At 66.5% G+C, this 19,289-nt stretch carries 15 protein-coding genes and 1 pseudogene; 10 read left to right on the top strand and 6 right to left on the bottom strand.

The window, feature by feature from the left end; translation table 11 throughout:
* Window positions 1-142 precede the first annotated feature (142 nt).
* Window positions 143-406, top strand: coding sequence for a hypothetical protein (locus tag QZ853_RS16985; RefSeq protein ID WP_006450485.1), 264 nt, complete (start codon window positions 143-145; stop codon window positions 404-406).
* A gap of 38 nt (window positions 407-444) precedes the next feature.
* On the opposite strand, the gene QZ853_RS16980 is transcribed toward QZ853_RS16985, so the two are convergent.
* The 3 genes from QZ853_RS16980 to QZ853_RS16970 form a co-directional block, all read right to left on the bottom strand.
* Window positions 445-1,161 carry an MgtC/SapB family protein gene (locus QZ853_RS16980; protein ID WP_295575679.1) on the bottom strand — a complete coding sequence of 239 codons (717 nt, stop codon included), beginning with the start codon at window positions 1,159-1,161 and terminating at the stop codon, window positions 445-447.
* Between the two features lie 99 nt (window positions 1,162-1,260).
* Window positions 1,261-3,033: a chloride channel protein gene (locus tag QZ853_RS16975; protein ID WP_295575677.1), complete on the bottom strand. Its 1,773-nt coding sequence runs from the start codon at window positions 3,031-3,033 to the stop codon at window positions 1,261-1,263.
* Between the two features lie 62 nt (window positions 3,034-3,095).
* Window positions 3,096-5,177 carry a TonB-dependent siderophore receptor gene (locus tag QZ853_RS16970; RefSeq protein ID WP_295575675.1) on the bottom strand — a complete coding sequence of 694 codons (2,082 nt, stop codon included), beginning with the start codon at window positions 5,175-5,177 and terminating at the stop codon, window positions 3,096-3,098.
* Window positions 5,178-5,308: 131 nt separating this feature from the next.
* Between QZ853_RS16970 and QZ853_RS16965 the strand changes: the two genes are divergently transcribed.
* Window positions 5,309-6,229: a M14 family metallocarboxypeptidase gene (locus QZ853_RS16965; protein WP_295575673.1), complete on the top strand. Its 921-nt coding sequence runs from the start codon at window positions 5,309-5,311 to the stop codon at window positions 6,227-6,229.
* A gap of 68 nt (window positions 6,230-6,297) precedes the next feature.
* On the opposite strand, the gene QZ853_RS16960 is transcribed toward QZ853_RS16965, so the two are convergent.
* On the bottom strand, window positions 6,298-7,149 hold the full coding sequence (locus QZ853_RS16960) for a LysR family transcriptional regulator (protein ID WP_295575671.1): 852 nt from the start codon (window positions 7,147-7,149) through the stop codon (window positions 6,298-6,300).
* A gap of 160 nt (window positions 7,150-7,309) precedes the next feature.
* On the opposite strand from QZ853_RS16960, the gene QZ853_RS16955 reads away from it, so the two are divergent.
* From QZ853_RS16955 to betT, 4 genes are all read left to right on the top strand, one after another.
* Window positions 7,310-7,663, top strand: a complete 354-nt coding sequence (locus tag QZ853_RS16955; RefSeq protein ID WP_295575668.1) for an SMR family transporter — start codon at window positions 7,310-7,312, stop codon at window positions 7,661-7,663.
* Complete coding sequence (locus QZ853_RS16950) at window positions 7,663-7,986, top strand: SMR family transporter (RefSeq protein WP_286068646.1); 324 nt, start codon at window positions 7,663-7,665, stop codon at window positions 7,984-7,986. The genes QZ853_RS16955 and QZ853_RS16950 overlap by 1 nt, the downstream gene beginning before the upstream one ends.
* A 96-nt stretch (window positions 7,987-8,082) precedes the next feature.
* On the top strand, window positions 8,083-8,463 hold the full coding sequence (locus tag QZ853_RS16945) for a VOC family protein (protein WP_295575666.1): 381 nt from the start codon (window positions 8,083-8,085) through the stop codon (window positions 8,461-8,463).
* A 196-nt stretch (window positions 8,464-8,659) separates the two neighbouring features.
* Window positions 8,660-10,639, top strand: coding sequence for a choline BCCT transporter BetT (gene betT / locus QZ853_RS16940; RefSeq protein WP_295575664.1), 1,980 nt, complete (start codon window positions 8,660-8,662; stop codon window positions 10,637-10,639).
* A gap of 71 nt (window positions 10,640-10,710) precedes the next feature.
* Here the strand turns inward: betT and QZ853_RS16935 are convergent, their stop codons facing one another.
* Window positions 10,711-13,338 (bottom strand): TonB-dependent receptor, encoded by a 2,628-nt coding sequence (locus QZ853_RS16935; protein ID WP_295575662.1) that lies wholly within the window; start codon window positions 13,336-13,338, stop codon window positions 10,711-10,713.
* Between the two features lie 201 nt (window positions 13,339-13,539).
* On the bottom strand, window positions 13,540-14,517 hold the full coding sequence (locus tag QZ853_RS16930) for a zinc-binding dehydrogenase (protein ID WP_295575659.1): 978 nt from the start codon (window positions 14,515-14,517) through the stop codon (window positions 13,540-13,542).
* Window positions 14,518-15,017: 500 nt separating this feature from the next.
* On the opposite strand from QZ853_RS16930, the pseudogene QZ853_RS16925 reads away from it, so the two are divergent.
* The 4 genes and pseudogenes from QZ853_RS16925 to QZ853_RS16910 form a co-directional block, all read left to right on the top strand.
* Window positions 15,018-17,315 (top strand): annotated as a pseudogene (locus tag QZ853_RS16925) (ribonucleoside-diphosphate reductase subunit alpha); the annotation flags it as partial.
* A gap of 110 nt (window positions 17,316-17,425) precedes the next feature.
* Window positions 17,426-18,466 (top strand): ribonucleotide-diphosphate reductase subunit beta, encoded by a 1,041-nt coding sequence (locus QZ853_RS16920; protein ID WP_295575654.1) that lies wholly within the window; start codon window positions 17,426-17,428, stop codon window positions 18,464-18,466.
* A 13-nt stretch (window positions 18,467-18,479) separates the two neighbouring features.
* Window positions 18,480-18,959, top strand: coding sequence for a flavodoxin (locus tag QZ853_RS16915; protein WP_295576352.1), 480 nt, complete (start codon window positions 18,480-18,482; stop codon window positions 18,957-18,959).
* A complete protein-coding gene (locus tag QZ853_RS16910; protein WP_295575651.1) occupies window positions 18,931-19,257 on the top strand; it encodes a thioredoxin family protein in 327 nt (108 codons plus the stop codon). The genes QZ853_RS16915 and QZ853_RS16910 overlap by 29 nt, the downstream gene beginning before the upstream one ends.
* The last annotated feature ends 32 nt before the right edge of the window (window positions 19,258-19,289 follow it).

Below are 19,289 nucleotides of genomic sequence, written 5' to 3'. Positions count from 1 at the left end.
CGCGCCGGGGCACGGCCCCGGCATTCCGAGTCCCCCCTGACCGTCGGCAGGACGTGGCAACGTCTCCCCCGTCGTCCACGCCTGCCGGCGGCTCAGGTCTTCCACGGTGCACGCGATGAATGCCCAATTCCTGCCTCTCTCCATGAAGACGGAAACCACACTGAGTGTTTACGGCCAGCTCGGTAACCACGCCGTGGTGCGCATTCCCGGGCGGCGCCTGCCAGGCCTGATCCTGCAGGCCGATACTGTGGCCGGGTTCCTCGCACAGCTGCAGGAAGCCCAGGCGTGCCTGCGCAGCGGCCGCGCCCAGCGTACCGACGCCGAGCTGGACATGCTGATCGACGTGCTGCAGCAGTGGTATGCCCTGATCGAGTCGCGCCTGGCCGATGCCGGCGAGGCGCTGTAGCGCCCGACGTGTCCTTATCCACGCCATGCGTTGAGGAATCAATCGCGCGTACTGACTTCCCAGGTAGCGTGCAGCACGCCCGGCACGTGCTCCATTCGTGCCAGCACTATGTCCAGTTCATCGCCACTCACAGCGGTACTGACCAGCACCGCGATCACATCAGTGGGCGCGTCGGCATGCTCGACCACCTGCACATCACCGACCGGATACTGTGCCGCCTCCAATGCATCAACCAGCCGTTCGCGCACCCGGGGCACCGCTTCGGCATCCACGCTCAGGCGCACTTCGTAGGTCGCTTCGCTGGCCGCTTCATTGATCGGGATGCGGTTGATCGCATTCACCAGCGGCCGCAGCAGGGTGTTCCCGGCGATGATCATCACGGTCAGCAGCACGCCCTCGGCCAGCATGTCCGCGCCGGTGCAGCTGCCGACCGCCGCAGAACACCACAGGGTGGCGGCGGTGTTGAGGCCGCGCACGTTCATGCCTTCCTTCATGATCACGCCGGCGCCGAGGAAGCCGACGCCGGAGACCACGTAGGAGATCACCCGCACCGCCTCGGCGCTGCCGGCAATGCGCATGCCCAGGTCGACGAAGGCCGCCGCGCCCACCGCCACCAGGACGTTGGTGCGCAGTCCGGCGGTGCGCTGCCGGTACTGGCGCTCGGCGCCGATCAGCGTGCCTAGCACGAAGGCGGCCAGCAGGCTGACCACGGTGTCGGCGAAGGGGCCGGCCTGGAAGGTTTCAATGAAGCGCATGCGCGCAGTCTACGCCGGCCATGTGACGGTAGATCCACTCCACGCTGGATATCGGAAGGGGCCTGGAACGACTTGATCCCTCCGTCGCCTCATCGATGATCAGTCGGTGTCCTCGACGCGCTCGCCCATCAGCTCGCGCTGGCGCTTGTCCAGTTCTTCGGCGTATCGCTTGCGCACGAAGGCTTCGGAGACCACGCCCAGCACCTGGCCGTCGGCAGCCACCACGGCCAGTTCGTCGGCCTGGGTCTGGTCGAAGCGCTGCATCACGCTGACCACGTCCGCTGCCGGCAACAGCGAGATGTCACGATTCTCGGCCAGTTCGCCGATCGCGGTTTCCGGCTTCACGCCATCGCCGTAGACCCGCGGGATCTGCACGATGCCGGCGTAGTGGCCCTCGCTGTCGATCAGGATCACCCGGCTGCCCGAGCCCAGCGGAAAGCGCTGGCGGAACGCGGCGGTGTCGAGGTCGGACGGGGCAGTGGCCACGCCCTTGCGCATCAGCCGGCCGGCATTGAGGTTCTGCACCCAGCCCACGTCGCGGGCGCTCTTGATGGTCTCGCCGCGCAGGTGCATGCGCCAGGTCGAGAACGAGTAGCCGAACCACTGCCTTACCAGCGTGCTGGACACCAGCACCGCGCTCATCACCACGCTGGTCAGCAGGAAGTCGTGGGTGCCCTCCAGCACCAGCATGGCCATGGTCATCGGTGCGCCGACCACGGCAGCAGCCAGCGCCGCCATGCCGGCCAGCGCCGCAGAGGTGGCGTCGACCACCGGCACGCCGGCGGCCATGCCCAGCAGCCCGGCGAACAGCGCGCCGACCAGGGTGCCCATGAACAGCGAAGCGAAGAACAGGCCGCCACGAAAGCCGAAGCCCAGCGAAATGCCCGAGGCCAGGCACTTCAGGGTCAGCAGGCCGCCAATCCAGATCAGCGGCAGGTGGGTGGTCAGGTCCAGGTGCAGCGCACCATGGCCGGACGACAGCACCTGCGGGCTGGCCAGTGCCAAAGGAATCAGCAGCAGGCCGCCGACCACCGGCCGTCCCCACGCCGGCAGCGGGCTGCGCTTGACCGTGCCTTCGATCGAGGCGATCAGCCGCATGATGGCAATGCCGACCATCGCGCAGCAGCAGCCAAGCAGGCCGTAGATCGCGTAGTCGGCGGCGCGCACGTCGATGGTGGAGGCGGCGGGCAGCAGGTAGGCCTCGATGCCGGCTTGGTCGGCCACGAACGCGCCGGCCAGTGAGGCCACCGCTACCGGCGCCAGCGCGGCCGGAGTGTAGGCGCCGATCACGATCTCGAACGCATAGAACGCACCAGCCAGAGGCGCACCAAAGGCGGCGGCGATGGCACCGGCGGCACCGGCGCCGACGAGGATGCGCACGTCGTTGCGGCGCAGGCGCATCACCCGGCCCAGTTGCGAGCCGCTGCCGGCGCCCATCTGTGTGTATGAGGCCTCCAGCCCGACCGACGCACCGCAGCCGTTGGACAGCAGGGTCTGGGTCAGCACGATCAGGTTGTCGCGCATCGACATGCGGCCGCCGTGCAAGGCATTGGCTTCCACCGCATCAAGCAGCGGCCGCTTCAGGCGCGTTGCCGCCAGGCTGACCAGGCCGACCAGCAGCCCGCCCAGTGGCAGCACCAGCAACGCGGTCCAGGTCAGCGAGGGCAGGGAGCTCAGCCGCATGCCGTCGTCCAGCCCGTACAGCGTGCCCTGCAGCCAGCGTGCGATGCCCGACTGCAGCAGGGTCAGGTAGCCGGCGATCAGGCCGACCAGCAGCGCCAGTGCGATGAACCACAGGTCACTGCCGCGCAGGCGCAAGCGCAGGCCCTGGAAGGCCAGATGCAGGCGCGATGGCGAAACAGGCGAAGACATGGTGGCGGCATGATACGCCGCTACCGTGAGCGCCACCGTCACCGCATCGGGCGGCTACCGGCTCAGAAGCGGAAGCGGCCCTGCACGTAGAAGGTGCGCGGCGCGGCCACCATGCGGCCGGCGTTGCCATCGACGTTGCGGGTGTACCAGCGCTTGTCGGCCAGGTTGTTCACGCCCAGCGCGATCTCGCTGTCGCGCAGCCCTGGCACCTGCCAGGCCACCTGGGCATTCCACAGGCGCACGCCCGGCACGCGGCCCACGCGCGCATCGGCGGTTTCGTCCCAGGTGTTGGCGGCATCGGAGAACTGGCCGCTCTGGTGGGTGCTGGAGACGTTGACGGTCCAGCCGGCCAGCACGTAGCGGGCGCCGACGCTGTCGGTATCGCGCGAGTAGAACGGCACGTCCAGGCCGCGGTTGTCGCCGGACTGCTGGATCGCCTTGGTCCAGGTGTAGTTGGCGTACAGCTCCAGCCCGGCCAGCGCGCTGTCCTCGGCGAAGTGGTACTCCAGCGCGCTTTCCACGCCCTTGTGGTCGGTGGCGCCGATGTTCTGGAAGGTCGGCGGGGTGATGCCCGGCACCTGCAGGATCTGGTTGTCGAAGCGCATCTTGAACACGGTCACTTCCGCGCGCAGTGCGCCATCCTGCCAGCGCGCGCCCAGCTCGATGGTCCTGGCCACTTCCGGGTTCAGCGGGTTGCTGGCGCTCTGCGAATTGAGCTGGATGTTCTGCACCGGCCCGAACGAGGTGGTGTAGTTTCCGAACACGGTCAGCTGCGGGGTCAGCAGGTAGGCGATGTTGAGCGAGGGCAGCGCCTTGTCGTTGCGGCTGCTGAAGGTTGCCGTGGCACCGGACTGGCGGCGGTCCATGTCGATCCATTCCATGCGCACGCCCGGAGTGATGCGCCACTGGCCGATGGCGATGCGGTCGTCGATGTAGAACGCATGCGCATCGGTCGCATTGTCGAAGCGGGTGGTGACACTGGCCGCGCCGGTGCGGCGGGTGACGGTGTAGCTGCGGTCGTTGCCGCGCTCGCGCAGGAAGCGGTAGCCGGCGGTGATGTCATGCACCGTACTGCCCCAGTGCAGGCGCTGGGTATAGCGCGGCTCGATGCCGAGCACGCGGTAGTCGCGCGGCTGCACGGCCAGCTGGGTGTTGGCCGCGTTGATCAGCGAACTGGCGCGGCTGCTCTCGTTGTAGTAGGCCAGCAGCTCGAGCTCGCTGTTGGCCGACAGCGCGTTGGTATAGCCCAGGTCGAGGCCGGCGCGATGGCCCTTCCAGAAATCGCTCGGCCGGGTGTTCTGGAACGGATCGGCTTGGTACTGCGCACGGGTCAGGCCGCCCGGGGTCAACGAGCGCACATCGTAGTAGGACAGCTTGGCGCGCAGCTCCTGCTGTTCGTCGATGGCATAGGCGAACTTCAGCGCCAGATCGTTGAAGCGGTCGTCGCTGCCCTGGCGCCAGCCGCGGCCCTCCTGGCCGGAGTAGAGCAGGGCGGCGCCCAGCCCGTTGTCGCCGGTGCCGCCGAGGAAAGCGTTGTACTGGGTGCTGTCACCGCCGCCATGGTCGTAGGCGGTGTAGCGCGCGCCGACTTCGCCGTGCAGGCCGGCGTCGGTGGGAATGGCGCGGGTGCTGAAACTGATGATGCCGCCCACGTTCTGCGGCCCGTAGCGCACCGCGCCGCCGCCGCGCACCACGTCGATCGATTCGATGTTGGACAGGCTGGTCGGCGCGAACGACAGCTGCGGCTGGCCGTACGGCGCCACTGCCAGCGGCACGCCATCGAGCAGCACGGTCGAGCGCGGCGAGTAGCGGCCGGTGAGGCCGCGCACGCCGATGTTCAGCGACACCGAACTGCCGGCGGTGCCGGAGTTGTCAGTGACCTGCACGCCGGGGATACGGCGCATGGCATCGCCGATGCTGGCCGCACCGCTGGCCTCGATGCGCTGGCGGTCGACCACGGTGCGCGCGCCAGCGAAGCGCTTGACGCTGTCATGCAGGCCGGTGCCCAGCCAGCTGCCGGAGACCTGGATGCTGTCCAGCGTGGTGGCACCGTCCTGGGCGAGGGCAGTTGCGGCCGGGAGCAGGCACACGGCCAGGGCGGCGGCCCGCGGCAGGCGGGCCGGTTGCGGTGCGGGGATGAGCATCGGTACAGGTCGTGGAAGGTCGTAAATGAGAATTATTGCTGATTCCATTCGTCAATGAAATGCGGTGCCGGTTCACGCTGGCGCCCCGGTGGTAGAGTGAGCGATTGCTTCCTGACTCGCTGAGATCTGCCATGTCCAACGCCGCCTTCTACCCCGTCGGAATCCCTGGCCAGCCGTGGGGAGCGGCGGAACGGGAGGCGTGGCGCGGCCGCCAGCAGCGCCTGCGTCGCTACGACGAGGAGGTGCTGCCGCGCATCGACGCGCTGGCCTCGCGCTTCGACAAGGTGGCCTATGGGCAGCTCGACTACGCCGGTGAGACCTACCCCCTGTTCGCCCTGCGCAGCCGCGACTGGAACCCGGCGTTGCCGGCCGCGCTGGTCACCGGCGGTGTGCATGGCTACGAAACCAGTGGTGTGATGGGCGCGCTGGAGTTCCTCGAGAAGCACGCCGCCGATTACGCTGGCAAGGCCAACCTGCTGGTGGCGCCGTGCGTGAACCCCTGGGGTTTCGAGCGCATCAACCGTTGGAACTTCGACGCGATTGATCCGAACCGCAATTTCCGCAGCGATGGCCCGGCGCGTGAATCGACCGCCGTCATCGAATTGATTGCGCCGTACAAGGGGCAGTTCGTGCTGCATATCGATCTGCACGAAACCACTGACAGCGACGAGAGCGAATTCCGCCCGGCGCTGGCGGCGCGCGACGGCAAGCCGTTCGAACCGGGCCTGATTCCGGATGGTTTCTACCTGGTGGACGACAGCGAGAACCCGCAGCCGGCCTTCCAGGAGGCGGTGATCGCCGCGGTGGAGAAGGTGACCCATATCGCCCCGGCCGACGACAAGGGCGAGATCATCGGTTCGCCAGTGGTGGCGCACGGCGTGATCGAGTACCCGCTGGTGAAGCTGGGCCTGTGTGCTGGCATTACCGGTGCAACGTACACCACCACCACCGAGGTCTACCCTGACAGCCCGCGCGCCACGCCGCAGCAGTGCAACGACGCACAAGTGGCGGCGGTATGTTCGGCGCTGGATTACGCGCTGGCGCATCGCTGATTGGTAGTGCCGTCCGCTGGCCGGCAACCACGGTGCGATGGGATTGCCGGCCAGCGGCCGGCACTACCTCATCCAAGCGCGTCGGCCCACCACAGAGCGGCCGGCCCCGGCGGCGTGTCGCGGCGCCACAGCAGATCGCTGTGGATGCGTCGCGGCCAGCCGGGCAGGGTCAGTTCCACCAGCTGCCCGCGGTCGTAGCGCTGTACCAGCGCGCGTGGCAGCTCAGCCCAGCCGATGCCGTCCTCGGCCATCTCCATCACCATCAGGTAATCGGTGGCGGTCCAGGCCAGGCCGGTGGCCACGCGCGATTGATCGACTTCCGCGCTCAGGCGCACCTGCCGATGCCGCGCCAGTTGTGCAGCGGCGCGACGGCCGGCGCTGGCCAGCGGATGGCCGCGTGCCACATACACCGACAGTTCGCTGTGATGGGCCAACGGCCGGGCCACCAGCCCGTCCGGATAGTGTTCCTGTCGCGGTAACAGGCCCAGCGCGGCGCGGCGGCTGGCGACCAGCTCCAGCACGTCATCGCCTTCGGCATCCAGCCATTCCAGTTCGATTTCCGGGAACGCCTCGGCAAAGCGCTGCAGCACACGCTGCGCTGGATCGAGCTGGTACACATCGGAGAACACTACGGTCAGCCGCGCTTCGACCGGCGCTGCCAAGCGCACGCTCAACTGCTGCAGCCGCGCATCGGCGGCGAGGATTTCCTGCGCATGGCCGAGCACCTGGCGCCCGGCTTCGGTCAGCTGCGGGTAGCGCCCGCTGCGGTCGAACAGGCTGACGCCGAGGTCCGCCTCCAGGTGGGCGATGGCGGTGCTGACTGTCGACTGGGTCTTGTGCAACCGGCGCGCGGCTGCCGAGAACGAGCCCAGCGCGGCCGCTTCGACGAATGCTTGCAGGGATTCAGGGGAGTAGGGCATTCATCCATCGCTCCTGTCGATGGAATCTATTTTGAATCGACCGTAAAAAGCGATGATACTGGCCGCCGTCGCCCCTGTCAGCGGGGCGTTACGGATCATCCACGCACGGCGTGGATGTACTGATGGCGGGGCAGGATCCCCGTCCCGCAAGGAGTTTCACATGTCCCGTACTGTCCCCGCCCGCGGCCCGCTGGTCGCTTGGGCCTGCTTGACCGTGGCGATCGTCGCCGAAGTGGTCGGCACCTCGTTCATGGCCCACGCCGCCCGCGACGGCGGCTGGACCGGCTACCTGATCATGGCCGGCGCGCTGGCGCTGTCCTACTACTTCCTGGCCCTGTCGGTGCGCCGCATCGCCGTGGGCGTGGCCTACGCGGTGTGGGAAGGCCTGGGCCTGACGCTGTTGACCGTGGTCGGCCTTACGCTGTTCGGTGAGAGCCTGTCGCTGCAGCAGCTGGCCGGCCTGGTACTGGCGGTGGTCGGCATCGTCTGTGTCACCCTCGGGGAGGCGCACTGATGAATACCCTGGCCCTGTTTTTCGTGATCTGTTCTGCACTGATCGATGTCGCCGCCAACATGATGGTGGCCAAGTCGGAAGGTTTCCGCCGCTGGCGCTGGGGTGTCGGCGCGATCGTCATGGTCTGGATCGCCTTCGTCCTGCTTGGCCAGGCGGTGCGTTACATGGACCTGGCCACCGCCTATGCGATGTGGGGTGCGATTGGCGTGATCGGTACCGCCACCTGCGGCCGCCTGCTGTTCGGCAACCGCCTGCGCCCGATGGGCTGGATCGGCATCGGCCTGGTGACCGTGGCGGTGCTGCTGCTCAGTACCGCCAAGTAGCAGCAGGCCTTATCGTGAGCCGGGCGGCGATGGTGCAGCGATTTGCGAAGTCGCCCTTGCTCATCGACACTGCAGTTTTCCACACGGAGTGCCCGCATGTTCAGCCACATCACCGTAGGAACGAACGACATGGAGGCCGCGCGTCGCTTCTACGACGCCCTGTTCGCCGCGATGGGGGCACGAGCGGGCATATTCGACGAAAAGGGCCGACTGCTGTACTTCAAGGATGGGCGGATGTTCGGTGTGACTGCACCGATCGATGGGCAGCCGGCGTGCCATGCCAACGGCGGCACCATCGGCTTCAGCCTGGGTAGTGCAGAGGCCGTATGCGCATGGCAGGAAGCCGGTGTCGCCCACGGCGGCACCGCCATAGAAGATCCTGCCGGTATCCGCAACATGGCCGGTCGCCAGCTGTTCCTGGCCTATCTGCGTGACCCGGATGGCAACAAGCTGTGTGCGGTGCACGCGATGTCGTGATCGGCGAGTGCGCGCGTGCCCGCCTCATGGGTGGTCCGCGCGCACCTGGCGGGCAAGCGTGCACTGCAGCGCGCGCGTGATACCACGGAACGGCCGGACAGGCCCGTGACCGCGGGCCGCAACTTCATGCGCCGTCCACTGCGGTTCAGACAGAATCGGTCGGCTAACCCTTTGATCTACCGGAGAACGCCGCCCCATGGAAGTACTGGAGCCGCAACAATCCCCGGTGCGCACCCTTCGGCCTGTGTTCGCCTTCGCGGCGATCGTTGTCGTGGCGTTCGCGCTGTTCGTCAGCCTGTTCCCGCTGGGCGCAGGCCGCCTTCTGCTGAAGGCACAGGACTGGGCCGCACTCAACGTTGGCTGGTACTACCTGCTGGCGATGACCCTGTACCTGGTGTTCGTGGTCGGCGTGGCGCTGTCCAAGTATGGTGGCATCAAGCTCGGCGCCGACCATGACGAGCCGGAGTTCAGTTACCTTTCCTGGGCCGGCATGCTGTTCGCCGCCGGCATCAGCATCACGCTGTTCTTCTTCTGCGTTTCCGAACCGCTGACCCACTACCTGCAGCCGCCGCAGGGCGATCCGGCGGCGGGCGAGGCCGGTGCGCGCCAGGCCATGCAGCTGCTGTTCCTGCATTGGGGCCTGCATGGCTGGGGTGTATTCGCGCTGGCGGCGATGGCGATGGCCTACTTCGCCTACCGCCACAACCTGCCGCTGGCGCTGCGCTCGGCGCTGTACCCGCTGATCGGCAAGCGCATCAACGGCCCGATAGGCTACACCGTGGACGCGCTGGGCATCGTCGCCACCGTGTTCGGCATCGGGGCAGACATGGGCTTCGGGGTGCTGCACCTCAATGCCGGCCTGGCACACCTGTTCAACATCCCGCATTCCAACCTGGTCCAGATCATCCTGGTGGTGGCGATGATGGGCGCGGCGGTGGCCGTGGCGGTCTCCGGGGTGGAGAAGGGCGTGCGCTGGATGGCCAACATCAACATGCTGCTTGCGATCGCGCTGGTGCTGTTCATGCTGTTTGCCGGGCCGACGCAGTACCTGTTCAGCACGCTGATGCAGAACCTGGGCGATTACCTGGGCAGCGTGGTCGGCAAGAGTTTCGATGTGTATGCCTACGGCGGCCGCCCCGAATGGCTGGGCGGCTGGACGGTGTTCTACTGGGCGTGGTGGATCGGCTGGGCACCGTTCGTGGGCTTGTTCATCGCACGTATCTCGCGCGGACGCACCATCCGCGAATTCGTGTTTGGCGTACTGCTGATCCCGCTTGGCTTCACCCTGGCGTGGTTGTCGATCTTCGGCAACAGCGCACTGGACCAGGTACTGCACCACGGCCAGCAGCAGCTGGCACAGCTGGCGGTGGATGACCCACCGACGGTGCTGTACGCATTGCTGGACGGCTACCCGTGGAGCCGCACGGTGATTGCGGTGACCGTGCTGGTCAGTTTCATCTTCTTCGTGACCTCGGCTGATTCCGGTGCGGTGGTGCTGTCCACGCTGTCGTCGCACGGCGGCTCGCCCGAGGACGATGGCCCGCGCTGGCTGCGCGTGTTCTGGGGCACGGTGATCGCGGTACTGACGGCAGGCCTGTTGCTGGCGGGCAGTATTGACGCACTGAAATCGGCGGTGGTGCTGGCGTCGTTGCCGTTCTCGGCGATCCTGCTGTTGATGATGTGGGGGCTGACCCGCGCCTTCAGTGACGAGTCGCACCGCAAGCGCGCGCTGCAGTACCGGCCGTCGCCGCTGATCGGAGACGATCGCCACCACCAGGGCTGGCGCCAGCGCCTGAGCCAGGCCATGCATTTCCCGGTGCGCGACCAGGTCTACCGCTTCATGGATGACACGGTGAAGCCGGCGATGGAGGCGGTGGCCGAGCAGCTGCGCGGGCAGGGCTGGGATGTGTCCACGCGCTTCGAAGCGGGCGACATGGAGCTGACGGTCAACCACGGCGAGCAGCAGGACTTCCTGTACCGGGTGATCCTCAGCGGCTACCTGACCCCGTCGTTCGCCGCGCAGCAACTGCGCAACCAGCGTTACTACCGCGCCGAGGTGCACCTGTTCGAAGGCAGCCAGGATTACGACCTGGTCGGCTACAGCCGCAAGCAGATCATCAACGACATCATCAGCCAGTACGAACGGCACCTGCAGTTCCTGCACCTGAGCCGGTGATGCGGTGGGTGCGGACCATGGGTCTGCACCCACCTGTAGAGCCGAGCCCGCGCTCGGCTCTGCAGTGACAATCAGAACCGGTAGCGCGCGCCCAGCGAGACGAACTGCCCGCGCAGGTTGTACTGGCTGATGTCGAAGCCGTTGGAACCGCCAGCCGGATCGAACGGCGGGTCCTTGTCGGTCAGATTCAGTACCGACAGCGACAGCGTGGTGTTGGCAATGCCTTCGTACGCCACGTACAGGTCCAGCTGGTGATACGGCTTGACGCGGTCGCGCAGGCCCGGGTTGCTGGTCACCGTCGCCACGCGCTGGTCATAGCCGCTCACGTACTGCAGGCTCAGCGTGCTGCTCCAGTCGCCGACCGCCCAGTTCAGCGAGGTGGTGCCGCGGGTGCGCGGTAGCGCGCCGTGGCGGTTGTTGCCGGCACCTTCGTACGGTGCCTGGCCGGCCACCAGCGGCTGCTTGAAGCTGAGCAGGTGGGTCCAGCTGCCGGCCACGGTGAAGTTGCCCCAGCCGTCGGTGCGGAAAGTACGGCTGGCATCCAGGTCCAGGCCCGAGGTGGTCAGTTCGCCCTGGTTGGCGTACTGGTTGGTGATGAACTGGATGCGTCCCTGCGCATCTCGTTGCACGCGGCCCGGGAACAGGGTCGGGTTGTCGACGATGAACTGCGCGCTGTCCGGCTTGACCAGGTTGTCCTGTTCGATGCGGTACCAGTCCAGGCCAATGCTGGTGTCGCCATCCGGCGACCACACTGCACCGACGTTGAAATTGCGCGAGCGCTCGGCCTTCAGGTCCGGGTTGCCGGTGCGGATGTTGGTCACGCCACGGCTGCCGCCCGGTTGCAGCGGATCCAGCGGATCGATCACCGAGCCATAGCTGACGGTCTGGCCCGGCGCGATCTCCGGCAGCGATGGCGCGCGGAAACCGCGCGAGAACGACCCGCGCAGCAGCAGGCTGTCCAGCGGCTGCCAGCGCAGCGCCACCTTCGGCGAGAACGCCTTGCCGAAGTCATCGTAGTGGTCGCCACGGCCGGCCACCTGCAGTTCAAGCGTGCGATGCAGCGGCACGCTCAGTTCGGCGTAAGCGGCACTGACCTGGCGCTCGCCGTTGACCACGTTGATCGCCGGGCGCAGTTCGGTGCCCGACAGCACCTGCGCACTGGTGCGCGCATCCAGTGATTCCTTGCGGAACTCCGCGCCCCAGGCGAAGCCGACCGTGCCGGCCGGCAGCTCCCACAGCGAGGTCGAGGCCTTAAGGTTGAGCGAGTGCAGCCTGTACCAGCCCGGGCGCTTGGTCTGCAGGCGCAGCGCATCCAGCGCACCCGGCGTGCGGGACGGATCGAGGAAGTTGTAGCTGCCATCGCGCAGGATCTGTTCGAACGCGTAGCGGTTGACGAAGTTGTCGACGTACTCGCGCTGCGCGCTCTGCGAGGTCAGCGCCGCCACTTCCCAGTCCCAGTGCTCGCCACTGCCGCGCACGCCGGCCAGAGCACGGTAGAACACCTGGGTGTTGTCCTTCAGGCGTGGGCCGAGGTCGAAGAAGGTGTACTCGAACGGCAGCGGCGTGCTGCCCGGGTTGTTGGGATGGCCGACCGGCAGCACCGCCGGCACGTCGATGAGCGTGCCGGTAGCCGGGTTGTAGGCACGCAGGCCCGGGCCAACGGTCAGCGGCGCACTGAAGATCTGGTCGGCCTTGTTGTGGCTGTACAGCACGTCGGCGAACGCTTCGACACTGCCATTGAAGCGGTAGGTCGCACTCAACGACGCCTGCAGGCGCTCGGCGCCGGGCTGCAGGGTCTTGAACGGCTGCGCGTTGAAGGCGCAGGCCTGGCCGGGCAGGGTGCTGCCGAAATCGCTGTAGGGACGCAGCTGACTGCCATCCGGGCAGTTGGCGAACGGTTGCGGCGCGCGTGGGTTGGACAGCCAGTTGCCACCGGCGGTGGACCAGCCGGCCAGGCGTCCGCCAGGCTTGTCGCGGAAATCGCCGCTGCGGGTATAGGCGCGCTGGTCGGCGTCGAGGCGATCACGCTTGAGGAGGTCCAGGCCGAACAGCACGTTCCAGCCCTGCTGCTCCAGGTCGCCGAAGCCGGCCAACAGGCTGGCCTTGCGTTCGTTCAAGCCGCCCTGGGTGGCGGTACCGAAGCCGCCACCGACGTCCACGCCCTGGAAGTTCCTGCGCAGGATGATGTTGATGACGCCGGCGATGGCGTCGGAGCCGTATACCGCCGAGGCGCCGTCTTTCAGTACTTCGATGCGCTCGACTGCGCTGATCGGCAGCGCGTTGAGGTCGACGAAGGTGTCCTGGGTATTGAGCGCGAAACCGAAGTTGGACACGCGGTAGCCGTTGACCAGTACAAGCGTGTTCTTCGGTGACAGGCCGCGTAGGCCGATCGACGCCGAACCGGCGGCGAAGCTGCCGGTGTACTGCTCGTCGAAGCTGTTGCCGGCATTGGCCGAGAGGTTGCGCAGCACGTCGGTGAGGGTGGAGCGGCCGGTCTGTTCGATCTGTTCGCGGCTGACGATCTGCACGGGATTGGGCCCGGCGGTATCGGTGCGCTTGATGTTGGAACCGGTCACCAACACGGTGCCGAGGGTGGTGCTGTCCTTGCCGGCATCGGCGGTTTCAGCGGCGGCGGCAGCGCCAGCGGTCAGGCCCAGCGCAATGGCGCCGGCAAGCAGGTTCAGGGTGGTGCGGTACATGGAAGCGACAACGCCGAACGGGGGAGGAGCCGTCAGTACCGCATGCAGTTACATGCGCCTTCCAATGACGAAAGCGCATTCAGTTATACATCACAGGTTCTTAACGAACCGGCTCGGTGGTTGCGGACCGTTGGTCCGCACGCCTCTTGGGGGTCAGATCCCTTTCCGTTGGAAAGGGATCTGACCCCGGTTGCCCAGCCATCACGGCCGCAGCAGCACCTTGCCGTTGCGTCCCGAACCGGCACCGGCCTTCGCTGCCTGGACGATGTCGTCCAGTGCGAAGATCTGCTCCACCGGCAGGGTCAGTTCGCCGCTCGCCGCACGCTTCAGCAGTTCGCCGACCAGCCGGCGCTTGTCCTCCACCGCCATCGCCTGGCTGACCTTGCTGCCCCAGAAGCCCTTTACCGTGGCCTCCTTGTAGATCAGGCCGCCGGCGGGAATGCGCATCGGCTCACCGCTCATCACCCCGAACGACACCAGCGTGCCGTTGTGGCCGAGCAGGTCGACCAGATCACCGCTGGCGTCGCCGCCGATGGAGTCCACGGCGGCCGCCGCCTGTGCTTCGCCAGTGACTTTGCGCACGCGATCCTTCCAGCCGTCCACCGAGGTGTCGAACACATGATTGATACCCAGCGCCTCCAACTGTGCGACGGCATCCGCATTGCGCACCAGGTTGGCCACATGCACGCCACGCGCCCGCGCCAGCATCGCCAGCGACTTGCCGACGGCGCCATTGGCGGTGTTCTGCACGATCCACTGGCCCGCTTCGACGTGCAGGAATTCCAGCAGCATCAACGCGCTCAGCGGCATGGCGATCAGCTGTGCGGCCATTTCGTCGGGGATCGCCTCCGGCATGGGAATCACCATCCGCGCCGGTGCGATGAACGCTTCGGCCCAGGTGCCGTGTACCGAAGCTGCGGCGACGCGCTGGCCGATCTGCAGGCCGTCGACACCTTCTCCAAGGGCATCGATCACCCCCAGCGCTTCACTGCCGCCGATTGCCGGCAGCGTCGGCTTGTAGCCGTAGAGGCCGCGCACGGTCAGCAGATCGTGGTTGTGGATCGAGGCCAGCACGGTGCGGATGCGCACTTCGCCCGGGCCGGGTTCGGGCAGGGCCGTTTCGCCGACGGCCAGGACATCGGCCGGATTGCCGAAGGAGGAATACAAGGCTGCGCGCATGGGGGATGTTCCAAGGGAAAGGGGAGGTTGTATCGAACTGGGGCCGCAGGCGCTGTCGACAAGGCGGCAGCAGTGCAACACGGCATTCTGCGACGGATGGTCGCGGCAGGTCGTGATTACCGCATCTTGTGTTGACGGTTCGGGATATCCCCACTATGTTGTGGCTGTCACCCCCGGTCAGCCGCCGCCGCCGGACATGCAGCAAACGTCCCGCGGCCCGCCCCTGAAGGCTTGCCGTCTCGACGCGGCCGCCATCGCGCGGACCCAGATCGCCCCCACGGCCCGGATACCGGCCGCAGGCGCAGGCAGTTGCCGACGGTCTGGTGTTCCCGCGCGTTGGCATCCCACCCCGACCGCCCCGTGCGCCGGTATCGCGTGCAGGGCCGCCACGGCATCGACCGCCAACGCGCGTGCGAGCCTGGAGTTCCACCACCATGACTGACAGTACCTTCCGCGTGGCCGATCTGGCCGGCGCTGGCGACGTTTTGCGCGCCGGTGGCGAGCGTGTGCCGACCTGGATCACCAAGGAGGCCGGCAACCGCCGCCTGCCGTTCGACGCCGAGCGCCTGCAACGGAGCATCGATAACGTGCACGCCGAGTTCCCGCAGCTGGATGTGAGCGACTACCGCCGCGTGGTGCAGGCGATGGTCGAGCGCAAGCCCAGCCTCAGTGCCGACGACCTGGTCGATCTGCTGATCCGCGAGGCCGAGTCGCGCGTTGACCTGGTCGCGCCGGAGTGGGAGCAGTTCGCCGCACGCATCTACCTGCGCCGCCTGTACAAGCGCGCCAGCCGAAACCGCTTCTACGATGTCAGCCTGAAATACGGGTCGTATGTGGGCCTGCAGGAAAGCCTGGCCGACCGCGGCATCTACAGCAACGACATCCTGCGCTGCTATTCCAAGGAAGAACTGCAGCAGGCCGGCGACATGATCGAGCCGGAGCGTGATCGCCTGTTTGCCTACAACGGCCTGTACCTGCTGGCCACGCGCTATCTGGCCAGCGATCGCAGTCGCGAGGTCTACGAACTGCCGCAGGAGCGCTGGCTGACCATCGCGCTGTACCTGATGCAGGAGGAAAAGCCGCGCGAGCGGCGCATGCAGCTGGTCGGCGAGGCGTACTGGGCGCTGTCCAACCTGTACATGACGGTGGCCACGCCGACCCTGGCCAACGCCGGAAAGGTCGGTGGGCAGTTGTCGAGCTGCTTCATCGACACGGTGGACGACAGCCTGCAGGGCATCTATGACTCCAATACCGATATCGCCCGTGTTTCGAAGCATGGCGGTGGCGTGGGCGCGTACCTGGGCTATGTGCGCAGCAGCGGCGCACCGATACGCGGTGTACCCAGTTCCTCCGGCGGCGTGGTGCCGTGGATCAAGCAGCTCAACAACACTGCCGTATCGGTGGACCAGCTCGGTCAGCGCAAGGGCGCGGTGGCGGTGTACCTGGATATCTGGCACCGCGATATCGAAGCCTTCCTCGACCTGCGCCTGAACAATGGCGACCAGCGCCTGCGCGCGCACGACGTGTTTACCTCGGTGTGCGTGCCAGACCTGTTCATGGAGGCGGTGGAGCGCCGCGCCGACTGGTACCTGTTCGATCCGCACGAAGTGAAGAGTGCCAAGGGCTGGTACCTGCAGGACTTCTACGATGAGACGCGCGGATCGGGCAGCTTCCGCGACCGCTATGCGGAACTGGTGGCCGACGAACGCATCAGCCGCCGCACGGTGAAGGCGATCGACCTGTTCAAGCGGATCATGCTCAGCCAGCTGGAGACCGGAAACCCGTTCCTGTTCTATCGCGACGAGGTCAACCGCAGGAACCCGAACAAGCACGCGGGCATGGTGTATTCCAGCAACCTGTGCACCGAGATCCTGCAAAACATGAGCCCGACGCGGATGATCCAGGAGATCGTCAGCGGCGACCAGATCGTCACCACCCGCCGCGCCGGCGACTTCGTGGTCTGCAACCTGTCCTCGATCAACCTCGGCCGGGCGATCAGTGCGCCGGATGACCTGCTGGCCACCGATGTGCTGGAACGCCTGATTCCGATCCAGGTGCGAATGCTCGACAATGTGATCGACCTCAACGCGCTACCGGTGCCGCAGGCCACGATCACCAACCACAAGTACCGCGCCATCGGCCTGGGCACGTTCGGCTGGCATCACCTGCTGGCGCAGCAGGCGATCCATTGGGAATCGCCGGACGCCGAGCAGCTGGCCGACCGCCTGTATGAGCGCATCAATTTCCTGACCATCCAGGCCAGTGCGCAACTGGCGAAGGAAAAGGGCAGCTACCCGATGTTCACCGGCAGCGACTGGCACAACGGGCGCTACTTCAGCGACCGTGACTACAGTGGCGCCGCCTGGGAAAGCCTGGCGCGCGAGGTCGCCACCCACGGCCTGCGCAACGGCTGGCTGCTGGCGGTGGCGCCGAACATGAGCACCGCGCAGATCGCCGGTTCCACTGCATCGATCGACCCGATCTACGGCGCGTTCTACTACGAGGAAAAGAAGGATTTCCGGCGTCCTGTCGCTGCGCCGGGCCTGTCGCTGGACACCTGGCCGTACTACGAGAAGGGCGCCTACAAGGTCGACCAGTTCGCCAGCGTGCGCCAGAACGCACGCCGGCAGCGCCATGTCGACCAGTCGATCAGCTTCAACCTGTACGTACCCAGCACCATCCGCGCCAGCACGCTGTTGGAGCTGCATCTGACAGCGTGGCGCGAGGGACTGAAGACCACCTACTACGTGCGCTCCAACGACATCGACATCAGCGAATGCGAGTGGTGCGCCAGCTGATTGCTGCGTCCCCTGCAGAGCCGGCCCCGCGCTGGGCCCAGACGCGAAGAGCAGCCGAGCATGAGCTCGGCTGTACATCCGCCACGCACGCAATACGAAGGCAAACAGCCATGGCAACCCCGCTGGACCGCATCAAGATCCTCGAACCACGTCACCCGAACCGCAGCACCGGCATCATCAATGGTCGCACCAGCGGCATCCTGAACTGGAACGACATTCCGTATCCGTCGTTCTATCGGGCCTACAAGGAGCTGTCGACCAACTTCTGGATCCCCGACGAAGTAGACATGAAGCTGGACGCGCGCCAGTACGGCGAGCTGTCCGGGCGCGAGAAGAACGCCTACGACTCGATCATCGGCCTGCTGGCCACGCTCGACTCACCGCAGACCCGCTTCATCTACAACGTCGCCGAGTACATCACCGATCCAGCCGCGCATGCCAATGCGGCGATCATTGGCCAGCAGGAAGTGATCCATAACGAGAGCTACAGCTACGTGCTGGCCTCGATCACCGACCTGCCGAACCAGAACCGGGTGTTCGAGCTGGCGCGTACCCATCCGACCATCATCAAGCGCAACGCACCGATCATGGGCGCGTATGACGACTTCATGCGCGAGAAGACCGCCGAGACCCTGCTGAAGTCGCTGATCCAGTCCTCGATCCTGGAGGGCATCAACTTCTACTCCGGGTTCGCCTACTTCTACAACATGGTGCGGCAGAACCGCATGAACGGCACCGGCAAGATCATCAGCTTCATCAACCGCGACGAACTGGCCCACACCAAGTTCATCAGCGAGCTGATCCGCGCGATCATCGGCGAGAACCCGGAACTGCATACCCACGAGCTGACCGATTACGTGCACGGCGCGTTCCAGCACGCCATCGAGCTGGAGACCCAGTGGTCGTCAGAAGTGCTGGACGGCATCGATGGCATCGACGTGGACGAGATGGTGCGCTACGTGAAGTACCGCGCCAACAAGATGGCCGGCATGCTCGGCATCGACCGCCTCTACAGCGACACCACCGACAACGTGATGCCGTGGATCAAGGCCTACGCCGACAACTTCACCGAGACCAAGACCGACTTCTTCGAGATGCGCAATGCAAGCTACAAGAAGACCAACGTCGACAACGGCTTCGACGATCTCTGAGCCGCGAGGGGCACTGCGGATCCTGCTGGTGGTGGCCTCGTTGAGCGGCAACACCCGCGAGCTGGGCCGACAGATTGCCGAGCGCTGCCGCGCCGCCGGTCATGCGGTGCACTGGCAGGAGGCCGACGACCTTCGCCAGATGCCTGCACTGGCGGCCGACGAGGCCGACCTGGTGATGCTGGGAAGCTGGACCGACAACGCCGGACGCACACCCACCGAGATGAAGGCCTGGATAGCCGGGATCGCCGAGCGCGGCGAGCGGCCGCGGCAACTGGCGGTGTTCGGTACCGGCGAGACGCAGTGGGGGCAGGAGTACTACTGCGGCGCCGTGCATCGTTTGATCCGCTATTTCCACAGCGACTACCCCGCGCTGGAGATCGAACAGATGCCGCACGGCGAACGCCATGCCGCGGCCATCAACGCCTGGACCGATGCGGTCCTGGCCCACTACTGGAGCAACACCGATGCAGATCATCGACGCCACCACGCCTGAGCAGTTCCAGCAGGTGCTGGCCGAGCATCCACGGGTGCTTGTGGATTTCCACAAGGACCAGTGCCCGGGTTGCCGGATGCTGGAGATGTCCCTGCACCGGGTGGCCACCGGCAGTGCGGGGCAGGGCACGACGCTGTTACGCGTGCAACTGGAAGTGCTGGGCGAGGCGTTCTTCAGGCAGCTGGGCCTGCGCCAGACGCCCACCCTGGCGTTGTTCCGTGACGGCGACGAACGCACGCGCCTGGCCGGTTTCCAGTCGCCGCAGCAGATCGAAGCCGCGATCGCGCTGCATCTGTAGTGTGGAGGTGGCGGGGTGGCATCCCCTGCCGG

Source organism: uncultured Stenotrophomonas sp. (assembly GCF_913778665.1).
Lineage (GTDB): Bacteria > Pseudomonadota > Gammaproteobacteria > Xanthomonadales > Xanthomonadaceae > Stenotrophomonas.
This window is presented reverse-complemented; position numbering and strand designations above follow the sequence as displayed.